The sequence below is a fragment of the Iodobacter sp. BJB302 genome (assembly GCF_002735645.1).
Taxonomy (GTDB): Bacteria; Pseudomonadota; Gammaproteobacteria; order Burkholderiales; family Chitinibacteraceae; genus Iodobacter.
The window spans coordinates 59,665-73,676 of record NZ_PDZG01000001.1 but is presented as its reverse complement, the minus strand read 5'-3'; the positions used below and the strand labels follow the sequence as shown (position 1 = coordinate 73,676).

Sequence of the window (14,012 nt, the reverse complement as noted above, 5' to 3'; positions counted from 1 at the left end):
TGATCTCGTGTAAGCGGTGTATGGGCTGTAAGGTGCATTTACCTGCTTATGCCGGTGCGCCTTTGCTTATGTTTTTTATAAAAAGAGCTTGGGGCGTTGTGTGGCATACCAGTTTTTTACTTCATGGTGATCTAAGGCTAAAAAAGTACGAATGTCCAGAATGCGGGAAAAGGTCATCGCCACCAGAAAAAGGCCAGAGCCAAATGCCGCATAAACCGTATTGATATCCAATATTCCAAGAGCTATGCCTGCCAGGGCGGGGCCTAAAATGCCGGATAAAGTCATGGCCATAAAATTTACCGAAGAAAACCGGGCACGAAAATGGTCGGGCACAGCCAGCTGGCGGTGGGTCTGGCCAACAAGCTGACTGACCGACAGGGCAAATCCGGTCAGGCCAAAGCTGATTACCAGCATCCAGCCCCTGTCGCTAAAGGCCGTCGCGCAGATGCCCAGCGCTAGGGTGAGCGTTGCGCTGCGGGTTGCACTAAATCGCCCCTGCCAGTGAATCACCCTGGCCGCTCCCCATAAAGCACCGGTTAACATGCCCATGCCCAGTGCGGCTTCGGTGGCCCCCAGCCACTGGGCGCCCAGGTTTAAAAAATGGATTTTCAGCGGCAGCAACATGCCGATCGCCGGGGTAAAAAAATCATGATAAAAAAGCTGAACAGGGTCCAGTTCCGATCGATGGGGATATTCCACTTTGCATGTAAACCTGCACGCACTTCGGCGAGCCAGTGGCTTTTATTTAATGCCGGGGCGGGGCGGATAACGGGGATGGCAAAGGCAGAGAATGCGGCAATCAGCAGAATCACGGTGTACACCCATAAAGCTGCAGGAATGTTGCTTATTGCAATTATTGCCCCGCCTGCAACCGGCCCGGCAAGCCTTCCAAGAGATTGCGCACTTTTTTGCAGGCTCAGTGCATCGGCAAGGCGATTTGGGCTGACCAGATCTGCCGCAATGCTGGATACAGCGGGCAAGACCATAGAAAAAGCAATCACATCGAAGGCGTAGATCAGAATAATGAGCCCGATATGATAAAAGCCAAAACTGGCCATCAGGGCCAGCCCCAGCGCGGTAATCACCGCGGTAAGCAGCCCCCATGCCATGACTCTGGATTTAGCAAGACGATCGCCCTGCGCGGAAAGCAGCGGCAAAGCAATCAGCATAGTCAGTGCTGCCGTGATGCCAAATATAGATAAATCGGCTGCACCGCCGTGGGTAACGATCCACCAGCTAATCGCCACACTGCCGGTTGTCAGTGAGAGTACAGCCAGAAAATCGCATAAAAGCAGAAAAGGAAAAGCGTGGCCTAAGCCTTGCCATTTGTTGCGAAAAGAAGAGGGCATGGCAGTGGCTGATCAGGGGGCGAGGGACGATTTTATCAGCTTACCTGTTTATGACTGAGGGATTGCCTGGCCAGTTTAAACTATTTATTTTTACTGACAGCCACATGCGGGTTTGCCACGGATAATGACCTTGCCCTGATGCAAAAAAACCACGCATGGCGTGGTTTTTTTGTGAAGCTTTGCGGCCTGGTTTAATTAATCAACCAGTTCGCGCGCTGCAGCAACCTGATCTTTATAAGCATCAAAGATACCGCGCAGTGAGTCTTCCATCGTGGTGCTTGGTGCCCAGTTCAGATCGGCCTTGGTGTTGTCGATTTTTGGCACGCGGTTTTGCACGTCCTGGTAACCCTTGCCATAGTATTCGCCGGAAGTGGTTTCCAGAACGGTTACTTTGGCTGCCATTTCTGCGTATTCAGGATAGGTTTTAGCCAGATCCAGCATCATGGTGGAAAGCTCACGCACCGAGTAGTTGTTCACTGGATTACCAATGTTATAAATCTGGCGTGTGGCTTTGCCGTCTTTATTATCGATAATCTTAACCAGTGCTTCGATACCGTCGGTGATGTAAGTGAACGCACGTTTTTGCGCGCCGCCATCCACCAGCTTGATTGGCTCGCCACGAACGATATGGCCCAGGAACTGGGTAATCACACGGCTGGAGCCTTCTTTAGGTGTGTGGATATTATCCAGGCCCGCACCAATCCAGTTAAACGGACGGAACAGGGTGTAATCCAGGCCTTCCTGCTGGCCGTAAGCGGCAATCACGCGATCCATCAGTTGCTTGGAGCAGGCGTAGATCCAGCGTGGTTTGCTGATCGGGCCGTAAACCATATTGGAGTTTTCAGGATCAAAGGCTTCGTCTTCACACATGCCATAAACTTCGGATGTAGAAGGGAAAATCACGCGCTTTTTGTATTTAACACACCATTTGATAATGGGCAGATTCGCTTCAAAATCAAGCTCGAATACGCGTAACGGTGCTTGTACATAAGTGGCTGGTGTTGCGATAGCAACTAATGGCAATACCACATCGCATTTCTTAACGTGATATTCAATCCATTCCTGGTTAATGGTGATATCGCCTTCAAAGAAGTGAAAGCGTTTGTTATCCATAAATTCAGAAACTTTATCGCTATACATATCCATACCGAAAATTTCCCAGTCGGTATTTTCGAGGATGTATTTAGACAGGTGATGGCCAATAAAACCATTAACGCCAAGGATGAGGACTTTTTTCATTGTGTTTTCCCGAAGGTACTAATTAATGTAAATCTATTGAGGATGCGCCAAAATGGCGAATAAAATCACTACCATTCAGTGTCTCCCCGTCCAATTCTGCATGCAGTACTAAAAGTGCTGCACCATCACTGCAAAGTAAAATAATTCTATTGCCGTCAGCATACATCAGCGGGGTAATGGGTTCGATGGCTGTTGTATCTGCTGTGAATATTTGCCGTGTGCGCCAGATAATCAGGCGCTTGCCATTGATGTCACTAAATGCGCCCGGAAAAGGCACGGTTACAGCGCGTACCAAATTATGGATGTTTTTAGCGCTTTTTTGCCAGTTTATCTGCCCATCTTTGGCTGTACGGCCGCCATAATAAGCGCCCTGGCTTAAGTCTTGCTGCGTAAAATCAGTTTTTCCTGCAATTAATCGCGGTAATGCCGCACTTAAGCAAAGCTCTGCCGCTACGGTGACTTTTTCAAACACTTCCTGCGCGGTGTCATCAGGAAAAACAGGCACGGCTTGCTGAGCCACAATCGGGCCATTGTCCGGCTTGATATTCATGACATGCAAGGTGGCGCCGGTTTCGGTTTCGCCATTAATAATGGCCCAGTTAATCGGCACGCGGCCACGGTATTGCGGCAGCAGGGAGCCATGCATATTAAACGCACCCTGCCTGGGCGCACTTAATAAAGGCGCTTTCAGCATATTGCGATAATAAAACGAGAATAAAAAATCCACATTCAGCGCAGCAATTTGCGCTTCAATTTCAGGTGTATTTGGGTTTTCTGGCGTAATAAACGGGATTTCGTAATCAGCTGCTAATTGGGCAACCGAGCCAAACCAGATGTTCTCATTTGGATTGTCTTCGTGCGTCACAATCAGCCTGATCTCAATGCCCGCGGCCATCAGCGCTTTAATACAGCGCACGCCTACATTATGGTAGGCAAAAACAACGGCTGATTTCACGCGCCATCCTTTTTATGTTGATCCGGGTCTGCCTGTAAAATACTGGCAATTAAATAACGCGGGCGCTGGCGTACTTCATGATAAATACGGCCGATATATTCGCCTAAGAGGCCAATCCCAAACAGCGCAATACCAATCAGGAAGAAGACGATGGCAAATAAGGTAAACAGCCCGCCAACTTCCGGCCCCATAAAGATCCGGCGCAGGACCAGTAATAAGAATAGAGCGCCTGATCCTAAGGAAACAAAAATCCCCAGCATAGAAAATAATTGCAAAGGCAAAATCGAAAAACCGGTCATTAAATCGAAATTAAGGCGAATCAGGCTGTAGATCGAATACTTTGATTCACCGGCAAAACGCTCTTCATGGCCAACCACCACTTCAGTCGGATTTTGCGAGAAAGAATAAGCCAGTGCAGGGATAAAGGTGTGCATTTCCTGGCACTGATTAATGGTATCGATAATGCGGCGGCTGTAGGCGCGCAGCATGCAGCCCTGATCGGTCATTTTGATCTTGGTGAGCTTTTCGCGCAGATTATTCATGCTGCGGCTGGCCACATGCCGCCACCAGCTGTCATTGCGCTGACGACGGATCGAGCCCACATAATCGTGGCCCTTATCCATTTCGGCCAGCAATGTGCCGATGTCTTCCGGCGGGTTTTGCAGATCGGCATCAAGCGTCACAATGCGTGAGCCTTTGGAGTGCTCAAATCCCGCCAGAATGGCGCGGTGCTGACCAAAGTTGCCGTTGAATAAAATCACCCGCGTGACATCCGGGCGCTTTTCGTACTGGGCGCTTAACAAGCCTGCCGAGCGATCACGGCTGCCGTCATTGATAAATAAAATTTCATACGGCGTATTCAGAGCGTCAAGCGCAGGATAAAGACGGTCAAACAGGGCCTGCAGGCCGTCTTCTTCGTTGTAAACCGGTACGACAACAGAAACGATGGGCTTCATTGATATCTCTTTTTAAAACCTGATACATAAGTGCTGCAAGAAGGGGGCCAGCCCCTTCTCATTATTTAAGGCTGGCGGACAGCACTTCACTTAAAGCGGTGCAAACACGCTGTACATCTGCCACTTCCATGGCAGGGAACAGCGGCAGAGTAATGGTGCTTGCGCCAATATGCTCTGCGTGCGGGTACATGCCTTCGGTGTAGCCCAGATTGCGGTAGTAGCTAAATAAATGCAGCGCGGGGTAGTGAACACCAACCCCAATGCCTTTTTCTTTCATCTGCGCAATAAACTCGCCGCGGCTGATTTTCATTTTTTCCAGTGGTAAGAGCGGCTGAAACATATGCCAGTTGCTGTTTGTAAAATCAGCGGGCGGCAATTCTAAGCCTAAATCGGCATCCAGCAAATCAAAATAAGCCTGGGCAAGCGCTTTTCGCTTGCTGTTAAAGCCATCGAGCTGCTTAAGCTGTCCAAGTCCAATGGCCGCAGCCACATCGGTCATATTGAATTTACCACCGGGTAAATCCACATCCATGCTGCCATCGGGGAAGCGGGTGACGCCTTGCAGTCGCCATTTTTCAAACAGGGCCGCTTCGGCTTCATTATTCATCACCAGGGCGCCGCCTTCGGTGGTGGTCATGTTTTTATTGGCGTGAAATGAAATCGAGCACAAATCGCCAAAACTGCCGACTTTTTTGCCGTTCCAAGTTGCGCCCTGTGCCTGTGCTGCGTCTTCAATCACGCGCAGGCCGTGTTTATTGGCAATGGCATAGAGGCGATCACGATCGACCGGCAGGCCCGCCAGATCAATCGGGATAATCGCTTTGGTGCGCGGCGTAATTGCGGCTTCGACTAAATCTAAATCAATATTACGGGTGACAGGATCAACATCCACCAATACCAGCTTGCCGCCGGTATTTAAAATCACATTGGTGGTTGATACCCAGGTCATAGGCGTGGTGATGACTTCATCGCCGGGCTGCAGATCAATTAGTCGCAGTGCGATTTCTTGCCCGCCGGTTGCTGAATTGACTACTCGCACAGGGCGGCCGCCAAAATAGGCAGACAGTGCGGCTTCAAAGGCTTTTACTTTTGGGCCACTGGTAATCCAGCCCGAGCGCAATACATTGGCCACATCATTAATGGTTTCTTCGTCAATGCTTGGGCGGGTAAAGGGGAGAAAATCGCTCATGAATGATCCGTTTGTATTTTTAAAGGATGTGGCAAGAATTGAAGCAAGATTGCGGCGATGCCGGTGCCAATCAGTGCACCAGCAGCATTTGCCAGCATGTCGTGCGTGTCAAAACTGCGGTAAGGCGTAAGCGCCTGTGCAAACTCAATTGCAACGCCCATTAAGCTGGCCAACAGCCAGATAAGGGGCAGCTTTCTCTGGCGGGCAAGGCCAAACCAAAGTGCAAGCAAGCCATAGGCCAGAAAATGACCAATCTTATCGCTGTTTGGCATGGCTGGCATGGTGAGCGGAATCAAAGACATCACCCATATAAAAGCTACATAGACCCATGCCAGCCTTTCAAAGGCAATCCTTGCCATCAGCTCTTTGCTACCAGTAAGACGCCCAGCATAATGATGGCGATCCCCACGAGACGCATCGGTGTAACTGCTTCACCAAATAACCACCAGGCTAAGCCCGCATTCACCACATAGCCAATGGATAGCATAGGGTAGGCAATGCTGACTTCTACGCGGGATAACGCCAGAATCCATACCACCACGCTGATGACATAGCAGGAAAGCCCGCCAATAATATGCGGATTGCTGGCGACTTTCAGCCCGATTGGCCATGCGTTAGCCATGGAGAAATCGAATTGCCCAATAGTGCGGGTGCCCGCTTTTAATAAAAGCTGAGCACCAGCATTGAGCAATACGCCAAATAAAATCAATCCAAATTCAAGTGCTTTCATGGTTTGGCAATCACTAATCTGCGTGCATCTTTGGCGATGGTTTTCATTTTCAGGCCGCGTGTTTGTAATTCATTAAAAGTATCAGTTTGCAAAATGGCGACAGGCTGTGCATCGCTATTCCAGCGGGCGATAAAATCATCCAGTGAAATGCGTTTATCGGGTTCTGATTTCTGGCCCATTTCAAATTCATCAATATATTCAACAAATTGCAGGGTTCGTTTTAAATAAAATGGCAGAGACTGATCGTAATAACGTACTGCATAAAGTGTGCTTTGCGGCGTGAGCTGCGGCTTGATGGCTTCAACCAAATGGTAGCTGGAGTTCGTATAAGCGTAAGACTCGTGCCCAATCATGGGCAATTGCCCGCCCACTAATCCTGCCAGCGCCATCGTGGCGATCGCTGCTTCTTTTTTGCCTTTGCCAGCCAGGATAAAGCTGGTGATGGCTCCGCCTACTAATACCAGGCCTGCTGCCACCAGCCAGGCTGCGTAGGCTGCGTTATAAATTTGTGGCGTGTGCTCGCTTGCCATGGTGCTGACATAGGGATAAGCGCCAACCAGCACAAGGCCAGGAATGGCAATCCACGCAAAATGCCAGCGCAGGGCTTTGCCACTGATATCCATCAGCGTTTGCGCCATCAGCATGGCCAGCGCAGGGAAAATCGGCAAAATATAAGACGGTAATTTAGAGCCGGATTTAGAGAAGAACGCAAAAATAAATACCGACCAGATCAACAGAAAACGGTTGGTTTTAAATTGCTCATTGCTTTGCCAGCTTTTCTTTAAAGCTTGCGGCAGCAGGCTGGTCCAAGGCAACAGGCCGACGGCAAGAATCGGGAAGAAATACCAGAGCGGGCCTTCACGGCGATGCTCGGTGCTTAGAAAACGCTCAAAGTGCTCGTGAATAAAGAAAAACTGTGCGAATTCAGGATTGGCTTTAGATACGGTTAAAAACCAAGGCACGGTAATCAGTAGGGCCAGCGCCAAGCCTTTGAATAAATGCAGCCTAGTCCAAAGCTTAAGATCCCGGCAAATAATTGAATAGGCCACAATCGCAATGCCCGGCAGCACCAGACCGATCAGGCCTTTGGATAAAACGGCCAGACCAATTGCACCCCAGGCCACAAGCATGCCATTGCGGTTTTCTTTGGCGCTGGCGCCGTCTCTTTGCGCCAGCAAGAAGCCGCACAGACTGAATGTCAGAAATGCGCTGACGCCCATATCTAGCGTGAGAAAGTGGCCATTGCCTATCCACCAAGCGCTGCTTGCTAAAATGCCGCTCGCAAGCCATGCGGTGGCTTCGCCCCAGAGTTTGCGGCTGGTAAAGAAGACCGCCAGCAATCCTAAAAAGCCAGTCAGTGCGGGCCATAGCCTTGCTGCAAAATCTGATTCGCCCAGCACTTCAAAGCTGGCCGCTGTGGCCCAGTATTGCAAGGCAGGTTTTTCAAAGTATTTAATGCCATTCAGGCGCGGGGTATTCCAATCGCCACTGACGACCATTTCACGGGCGATTTCTGCATAGCGGCCTTCATCGGGCGTAATCAGCTTGCGATAACCCAGCGTGCCAAACCAGAGGACGGCCAAAAGGAAAAGCACCAGCCACTTGGCGGCGGGGCGGTTAATCAGACTATTCATGGATTTTCATTGGGATTGAGCGGTGCGGCATTGTACCTTAAGCCACATGAATGCGTGAAACGCTGCGGTGTATAGAATTTGTAAGTGACCTTATTCTCTGCGGGTCCGGATTAGAACCAAAACGGCGCCACCGCCACCTTCATGCTGCGGGGCTTGGCAAAAGGCGAGTACTTCGTCTCTTTGTGCAAGCCAGTTTTTAAGCTTTTGCTTCAAAATTGGCTCGCCGTTTTTAGAACCTATGCCTTTGCCATGCACAATGCGTACGCAGCGCAGGCCTGCCGCATTGGCGCTTTGTAAGAAGCGCGTCACGCTGATTCTGGCTTCATCACTACTTAAGCCGTGCAAATCCAGATGCCCGCTGGTTGGTCACTGGCCTTTCCTCAGGCGCTTCAGCGTGTCGAGCTTCTGGCCTGGCTTGCTGTAGAGCAGCTCTTCGCCCGGTGCCAGCTCATCCCATGGCCAGAAATCGGTCATATCATCCAGCGGGCTGAGGTGCTCGGCGTGTTGTTTGCGTGGCCAGGGGCTGACTTCTGGCTTCGGGTGCTGATATTGGGTGTTTTTAAGCGGCTTAACGCCCTGCACCGAGCGCATAAACAGGGTGTGATCATCCAGTGTTTCTACAGGTTTACTTTTGGGTTTTGCAGCAATCTGCGGCTTGGCGCGTAAAGCTTTTCTAAGCTGGCGCAGCTTGGGGTTATCCATGTCAATCCAATGCAAAAGGGGCGCTGAGCGCCCCTTGGGTCATCTTAAATTATGAATTAACGTAATGAATCCAAATATTTATCTGCATCCAGCGCGGCCTGGCAACCCGATGCTGCGGAAGTCACTGCCTGGCGGTAGATATGATCCTGCACATCGCCTGCGGCAAACACACCAGGAATACTGGTGCCGGTTGCGCCACCATCACGGCCGCCCTTGGTTACGATATAGCCGGTCGCATCCATTTCCAGTTGGCCTTTAAAGATATCTGTGTTTGGCTTGTGGCCAATGGCAATAAATACCCCGGTTAACTCAAGATCACGTGTGCTGCCATCTACGGTTGATTTAAGACGGGCACCCGTTACGCCTGTGGCATCGCCCAGCACTTCATCCAGCGTGCTGTTGATGGCGAGGGTAATTTTGCCTGCTTCTACTTTCTCCATTAAATGGTTGATCAGGATTTTTTCTGAACGGAAAGTATCACGGCGGTGAATTAAAGTGACATGCGCAGCAATATTAGACAGATACAGCGCTTCTTCAACGGCTGTATTGCCGCCACCCACTACGGCAACCTGCTGATTGCGGTAGAAAAAACCATCGCAGGTCGCACAAGCAGATACGCCGCGGCCGGCAAAAGTTTCTTCGCTTGGCAGGCCGATATACTGGGCCGATGCGCCCGTTGCAATAATCAGGGCATCGCAAGTGTATTCGCCGGAATCGCCCACCAGACGGATTGGTTTTTCATTTAAATGCGTGGTGTGAATATGATCAAAGATCATTTCTGTGCCAAAACGCTCGGCATGCTTTTGAAAGCGGGCCATCAGCTCCGGGCCTTGTACGCCATCCGCATCGGCTGGCCAGTTGTCTACATCCGTTGTTGTCATTAGCTGCCCGCCCTGAGCAAGGCCCGTTACCATTACCGGATTAAGGTTGGCACGGGCAGCATAAACGGCAGCAGTGTAGCCAGCAGGGCCTGAGCCTAAAATAAGTAAACGAGCGTGTTGCGTAGCCATAAATCAGCTTCCTTTTCTAAGAGAGGGGAAAGTGTGCCGGAGCCTTATTGAAAGGCATATTGATTATTTGCTCACAGTTTACGTCTTTCAAGCCTGGCTTTCTAATCGAAAATGCCTATGGGGCTCATTAATTATTCTTTTTCTGCGTTTGTGAGTAAGGGCAATGGATGGTATGCAGAGCCTTGGTGTTTTACCACGCCCCTCTGCCTGAGTAATCCTTGTTGGGCATTCAATGCTGAATTTTAAGGTATAGATTTATGTATCCTTTGATACAGCCTTTCCCTTTTCATTTTTAATCATGTTTTCAATGGGTTAATTAAGAAAATACCTTACGGTCTTTCGGTGGTTTGGGCTGTATGTCACGAATTAAATTCCATTGGGGGGCATGTATACGTTGTTGACTGTGGCTAACGAAAAATCGTTGGGTTGATAAAGCGCCAGCCAGTCTGTCATGTCTGATTAAATCGTTGCCGTCGCATGCCCCCTCAGAAATGGATTTTCCTATTCAGGTATTAATGCACTGGCTGGTTTGAAAAAGATAAAAATCGCCAACCCAACCCAACCCAACCCAGTGCGTGCGTAGCGGAAGATGCCTTGTCATTTTATGTTGCTCAGTGGTATGCCTCAGCGAATTAGTAAGTGGGGTGAGGTATGAATCCGCATTAATCGAATAGTGCATCAAAGGCTGAGTCATCAGGCTTAGTAACTGGCGGTACACGTGAGGGCGGGGTGATGTGTGTTTTGGCCTTCAATGGTAATAGATGCTGTCAATGATTGCCTGATTAAGCTGGACTGGGCTTGGCGTAAAGGTCTATAATCCTGTGCTCTGTGGGCATGGTGCCTGCAGATAATTTTGGTGCTCACCCCGTTAAGGGTGCTCAAAGTCTGTGATTTTGGGTGTCGTGTGAGTGCTGGATGTAACCCTTAGCTTGGAGTTTTACTATGTCCGTTAGCATGCGCGATATGCTTGAAGCCGGTGTCCACTTCGGTCACCAAACTCGTTACTGGCACCCAAAAATGGGTCAATATATTTTTGGCGCACGTAACAAGATTCATATTATCAACCTCGAAAAAACTCTGCCATTGTTTGAAGAAGCTGTTAAATACGCTCGTCGTATTGCTGCAAACAAAGGTACTGTTCTGTTCGTAGGTACTAAGCGCCAAGCTCGTGAAATCGTTGCTGAAGAAGCAGCGCGTTGCGGCATGCCTTTCGTTGATCACCGCTGGTTAGGCGGTATGCTGACTAACTACAAAACAGTTAAGCAGTCGATCAAACGTCTGGAAGAGTTACAAGTTATCGTTGCTAATGAAAACAGCGGCTACGGTAAGAAAGAATTGCTGGACATGAATCGTGAAGTTGAAAAACTCAATCGTAGCCTGGGCGGTATCAAGGATATGAAGGGTCTGCCAGACGCGATTTTCGTGATCGACACTGGTTACCAAAAGGGTACTTTGGTTGAAGCTAAGAAACTGGGTATCCCGGTTATCGGCGTAGTTGATACCAACAACAACCCTGAAGGTATTGATTTCGTTATCCCTGGTAACGATGATTCAAGCCGCGCAATTCGTTTGTACGCTCAAGGTATGGCTGACGCCGTGCTTGAAGGTAAAAACCAATCAGCACAAGAACTTGTCGAAGCAGTTGCTGTAGCCGCTGCACAGTAATATCGTAAAGTTAATATGCGAAAAAGGGGCGTTTCGCCCCTTTTTTGTAAATAACAGATAAGTAGCTCTGCATCTTTCCGGTTTTTATTATTAAATAATCCGGATAAGCGATGCTCTACTCCTTACCCAGTTTCAGGAGAAATAATCATGGCGGAAATTACCGCGAAAATGGTTGCCCAGCTGCGCGAGCTGACTGGCCTTGGCATGATGGAATGTAAAAAAGCTTTGGTTGAAGCCGATGGCGATATCAAAAAAGCTGAAGAAGTAATGCGAATCAAATCAGGCAACAAAGCGTCCAAGCTGGCTGGCCGTACTGCTGCTGAAGGGATTATCGCTGCATTTATCTCTGAAGATAAAAAGATCGGCGCTGTACTGGAAGTGAACTGTGAAACAGACTTCTTAGCAAAAGACGAAGGCTTTATCGCGTTTGCCAAGCTGGCAGCTCAGGCTGTTGCTGATGCAAATCCGGCTGATGTTGAAGCGCTGGCGCAAGTTGTTGTTGATGGCAAAACAGTTGAAGAAATCCGTAAAGAAGCTGTTGCCAAACTGGGTGAAAACGTGACTCTGCGCCGCTTTGCGCGCTTTGAAACAGCTGGCCAGGTTGCAGCTTACCTGCACGGCAACAAGCTGGGCGTTCTGCTGGATATCGTGGGCGGTGACGAGCAACTGGCTAAGCAAATTGCAATGCACATTGCGGCAACTAAGCCTAAGTCTCTTGATGCAAGCGGTGTACCTGCTGACCTGATCGAAACTGAGCGTCGTGTTGCTACTGAGCGTGCTAAAGAAGCAGGCAAGCCAGAAGCAATGCTGGAAAAAATCGTTGAAGGTACAGTACAAAAGTACCTGAAAGATGTTGTATTGCTGAGCCAGCCATTTGTAATGGATGACAAAGTAACAATTGAGCAATTGCTGAAAACCAACTCTGCAACTGTTAATGCATTCAACCTGTTTGTTGTTGGTGAAGGCATTGAAAAAGCAGTGGTTGATTACGCTGCTGAAGTGGCTGCTGCTGCAAAGATTTAATTGTTTGCATTAAACTTAGCCCGCCGGAAGAGTAGTCTTTAGGCAGGCTGAGCACTGGATATTTGCTTTATGCGCCGCACGGTAACGTGCGGCGTTTCCACAATTTGCCCCTCCATGGATAAGGAAGCTTCAAATGAGCCAAGCACCCAAATATAAACGCATTTTGCTGAAACTCTCCGGCGAAGCCCTCATGGGTGAGGATAGCTATGGCATCAATCGTGTCACAATTGACCGTATTGTTGGTGAAATCAAGGCTGTATTAGATCTTGGCGTACAAGTTGGTGTTGTAATCGGTGGTGGTAATATTTTTCGGGGCGTAGCACCTGCCGCTGCGGGGATGGATCGCGCAACTGCAGATTATATGGGCATGCTGGCAACGGTAATGAATGCGCTGGCCTTGCAGGATGCGATGAAACGCGCAGGTATTGTAAGCCGTGTTCAATCTGCGCTGACGATTCAGCAAGTGGCTGAGCCCTATGTGCGTGGCAAAGCAATCCGTTACCTTGAAGAAAATAAGGTAGTGATTTTTGGTGCAGGAACGGGTAACCCTTTCTTTACAACAGATACCGCTGCTGCTTTGCGCGGCATGGAAATGGGCGCCGATATTGTTCTTAAAGCCACCAAAGTTGATGGTGTTTACACCGATGATCCAAAGAACAATCCAGATGCTGTACGTTATCAAACCCTGACTTTCGATGAGGCCATTGGCCGTAATCTGAAAGTGATGGATGCCACTGCATTCGCGCTCTGTCGTGATCAAAATATGAATTTAAGTGTCTTTAGTATCTTCAAAGCAGGCGCATTAAAGCGCGTAGTTCTTGGGGAAGATGAAGGGACGCTGGTACACTGCTAAACTTTCTGAACAGAGGCGCGGATTATTAACTCCGTGCACTGTTAGTGGGCCATAGTACAAATGAACGATTACTCATTAGAAACGAGTAAATAAGGGAATGCATTATGATTGCAGAAATTAAAAGCAATACCGTTACAAAAATGCAAAAATCAGTTGAAGCTTTGCGCGTTAATTTAGCCAAAGTACGTACTGGTCGCGCGCACGTTGGTTTGTTGGATCATATCAATGTGGATTATTACGGTGCACCAACAGCAATTAATCAGGTTGCTAATGTAACTTTGATTGATTCACGCACAATTGGTGTTCAGGCTTGGGAAAAAACAATGATTTCCAAGATTGAAAAAGCAATTCGTGATGGCGATCTGGGCTTGAATCCATCAACTAATGGTGATGTGATTCGTGTGCCTATGCCGGCACTGACCGAAGAGCGCCGTAAAGATTTAACAAAGGTTGTTCGCAACGAGGCAGATGATGCTAAGGTAGCCGTGCGTAATATTCGCCGCGATGCCAATGAGCAATTAAAACGCTTAGTTAAAGATAAAGATATTTCTGAAGATGATGAGCGTCGTGCAGCAGATGATGTTCAGAAGCTGACAGATAAATATGTAATTGAAATTGATAAGTTGTTGGCAGAAAAAGAAAAAGAATTAATGACAATGTAATCATTTACTGGCCGGTGCAATTGTACCGGCCAGTAAACGTAAGGG

General features: G+C 48.8%; 16 protein-coding genes. 4 read left to right on the top strand and 12 right to left on the bottom strand.

Features of this window, described 5'->3' with window-relative positions; translation table 11 throughout:
* Window positions 1-75: 75 nt before the first annotated feature.
* The 12 genes from CSQ88_RS00345 to trxB form a co-directional block, all read right to left on the bottom strand.
* On the bottom strand, window positions 76-624 hold the full coding sequence (locus CSQ88_RS00345) for a hypothetical protein (RefSeq protein WP_099396133.1): 549 nt from the start codon (window positions 622-624) through the stop codon (window positions 76-78).
* Window positions 609-1,349 (bottom strand): MFS transporter, encoded by a 741-nt coding sequence (locus CSQ88_RS00340; RefSeq protein ID WP_099396132.1) that lies wholly within the window; start codon window positions 1,347-1,349, stop codon window positions 609-611. The genes CSQ88_RS00345 and CSQ88_RS00340 overlap by 16 nt, the downstream gene beginning before the upstream one ends.
* A 195-nt stretch (window positions 1,350-1,544) precedes the next feature.
* Window positions 1,545-2,588, bottom strand: coding sequence for a bifunctional UDP-4-keto-pentose/UDP-xylose synthase (locus CSQ88_RS00335; protein ID WP_099396131.1), 1,044 nt, complete (start codon window positions 2,586-2,588; stop codon window positions 1,545-1,547).
* A 22-nt stretch (window positions 2,589-2,610) separates the two neighbouring features.
* Window positions 2,611-3,543 (bottom strand): formyltransferase, encoded by a 933-nt coding sequence (locus CSQ88_RS00330; RefSeq protein WP_099396130.1) that lies wholly within the window; start codon window positions 3,541-3,543, stop codon window positions 2,611-2,613.
* A complete protein-coding gene (locus tag CSQ88_RS00325; protein WP_099396129.1) occupies window positions 3,540-4,499 on the bottom strand; it encodes a glycosyltransferase in 960 nt (319 codons plus the stop codon). The genes CSQ88_RS00330 and CSQ88_RS00325 overlap by 4 nt, the downstream gene beginning before the upstream one ends.
* A 61-nt stretch (window positions 4,500-4,560) precedes the next feature.
* The gene (locus CSQ88_RS00320; protein WP_099396128.1) at window positions 4,561-5,688 is read right to left on the bottom strand and encodes a DegT/DnrJ/EryC1/StrS aminotransferase family protein; all 1,128 of its coding nucleotides are present in this window, start codon (window positions 5,686-5,688) and stop codon (window positions 4,561-4,563) included.
* Window positions 5,685-6,047 (bottom strand): VanZ family protein, encoded by a 363-nt coding sequence (locus tag CSQ88_RS00315; protein WP_099396127.1) that lies wholly within the window; start codon window positions 6,045-6,047, stop codon window positions 5,685-5,687. Before CSQ88_RS00315 ends, CSQ88_RS00320 begins: the two co-directional genes overlap by 4 nt.
* Window positions 6,047-6,418, bottom strand: a complete 372-nt coding sequence (locus tag CSQ88_RS00310; RefSeq protein WP_099396126.1) for an SMR family transporter — start codon at window positions 6,416-6,418, stop codon at window positions 6,047-6,049. Before CSQ88_RS00310 ends, CSQ88_RS00315 begins: the two co-directional genes overlap by 1 nt.
* Window positions 6,415-8,052, bottom strand: a complete 1,638-nt coding sequence (locus tag CSQ88_RS00305; RefSeq protein ID WP_099396125.1) for a phospholipid carrier-dependent glycosyltransferase — start codon at window positions 8,050-8,052, stop codon at window positions 6,415-6,417. The genes CSQ88_RS00310 and CSQ88_RS00305 overlap by 4 nt, the downstream gene beginning before the upstream one ends.
* A gap of 90 nt (window positions 8,053-8,142) precedes the next feature.
* Window positions 8,143-8,397, bottom strand: coding sequence for a Smr/MutS family protein (locus CSQ88_RS00300; protein WP_180273474.1), 255 nt, complete (start codon window positions 8,395-8,397; stop codon window positions 8,143-8,145).
* 21 nt (window positions 8,398-8,418) lie between these two features.
* Window positions 8,419-8,754, bottom strand: a complete 336-nt coding sequence (locus tag CSQ88_RS00295) for a hypothetical protein (protein ID WP_099396123.1) — start codon at window positions 8,752-8,754, stop codon at window positions 8,419-8,421.
* Between the two features lie 56 nt (window positions 8,755-8,810).
* Window positions 8,811-9,764, bottom strand: coding sequence for a thioredoxin-disulfide reductase (trxB, locus tag CSQ88_RS00290; RefSeq protein WP_099396122.1), 954 nt, complete (start codon window positions 9,762-9,764; stop codon window positions 8,811-8,813).
* Between the two features lie 942 nt (window positions 9,765-10,706).
* On the opposite strand from trxB, the gene rpsB reads away from it, so the two are divergent.
* The 4 genes from rpsB to frr all read left to right on the top strand — a co-directional run bounded on the left by rpsB (window position 10,707) and on the right by frr (window position 13,967).
* Window positions 10,707-11,429, top strand: coding sequence for a 30S ribosomal protein S2 (gene rpsB / locus CSQ88_RS00285; RefSeq protein ID WP_099396121.1), 723 nt, complete (start codon window positions 10,707-10,709; stop codon window positions 11,427-11,429).
* 147 nt (window positions 11,430-11,576) lie between these two features.
* Complete coding sequence (gene tsf, locus CSQ88_RS00280) at window positions 11,577-12,452, top strand: translation elongation factor Ts (protein ID WP_099396120.1); 876 nt, start codon at window positions 11,577-11,579, stop codon at window positions 12,450-12,452.
* A 133-nt stretch (window positions 12,453-12,585) separates the two neighbouring features.
* Window positions 12,586-13,305 carry a UMP kinase gene (pyrH, locus tag CSQ88_RS00275; protein ID WP_099396119.1) on the top strand — a complete coding sequence of 240 codons (720 nt, stop codon included), beginning with the start codon at window positions 12,586-12,588 and terminating at the stop codon, window positions 13,303-13,305.
* 104 nt (window positions 13,306-13,409) lie between these two features.
* On the top strand, window positions 13,410-13,967 hold the full coding sequence (gene frr / locus CSQ88_RS00270) for a ribosome recycling factor (protein ID WP_099396118.1): 558 nt from the start codon (window positions 13,410-13,412) through the stop codon (window positions 13,965-13,967).
* The last annotated feature ends 45 nt before the right edge of the window (window positions 13,968-14,012 follow it).

Excerpts from the sequence above, each read along its gene's own strand:
- CSQ88_RS00345 (WP_099396133.1), bottom strand. The coding sequence starts at position 624 with ATGTTGCTGCCGCTGAAAATCCATTTTTTAAACCTGGGCGCCCAGTGG.
- CSQ88_RS00340 (WP_099396132.1), bottom strand. The coding sequence starts at position 1,349 with ATGCCCTCTTCTTTTCGCAACAAATGGCAAGGCTTAGGCCACGCTTTT.
- CSQ88_RS00335 (WP_099396131.1), bottom strand. The coding sequence starts at position 2,588 with ATGAAAAAAGTCCTCATCCTTGGCGTTAATGGTTTTATTGGCCATCAC.
- CSQ88_RS00325 (WP_099396129.1), bottom strand. The coding sequence starts at position 4,499 with ATGAAGCCCATCGTTTCTGTTGTCGTACCGGTTTACAACGAAGAAGAC.
- CSQ88_RS00320 (WP_099396128.1), bottom strand. The coding sequence starts at position 5,688 with ATGAGCGATTTTCTCCCCTTTACCCGCCCAAGCATTGACGAAGAAACC.
- CSQ88_RS00315 (WP_099396127.1), bottom strand. The coding sequence starts at position 6,047 with ATGGCAAGGATTGCCTTTGAAAGGCTGGCATGGGTCTATGTAGCTTTT.
- CSQ88_RS00310 (WP_099396126.1), bottom strand. The coding sequence starts at position 6,418 with ATGAAAGCACTTGAATTTGGATTGATTTTATTTGGCGTATTGCTCAAT.
- CSQ88_RS00305 (WP_099396125.1), bottom strand. The coding sequence starts at position 8,052 with ATGAATAGTCTGATTAACCGCCCCGCCGCCAAGTGGCTGGTGCTTTTC.
- CSQ88_RS00295 (WP_099396123.1), bottom strand. The coding sequence starts at position 8,754 with ATGGATAACCCCAAGCTGCGCCAGCTTAGAAAAGCTTTACGCGCCAAG.
- trxB (WP_099396122.1), bottom strand. The coding sequence starts at position 9,764 with ATGGCTACGCAACACGCTCGTTTACTTATTTTAGGCTCAGGCCCTGCT.
- rpsB (WP_099396121.1), top strand. The coding sequence starts at position 10,707 with ATGTCCGTTAGCATGCGCGATATGCTTGAAGCCGGTGTCCACTTCGGT.
- tsf (WP_099396120.1), top strand. The coding sequence starts at position 11,577 with ATGGCGGAAATTACCGCGAAAATGGTTGCCCAGCTGCGCGAGCTGACT.
- pyrH (WP_099396119.1), top strand. The coding sequence starts at position 12,586 with ATGAGCCAAGCACCCAAATATAAACGCATTTTGCTGAAACTCTCCGGC.
- frr (WP_099396118.1), top strand. The coding sequence starts at position 13,410 with ATGATTGCAGAAATTAAAAGCAATACCGTTACAAAAATGCAAAAATCA.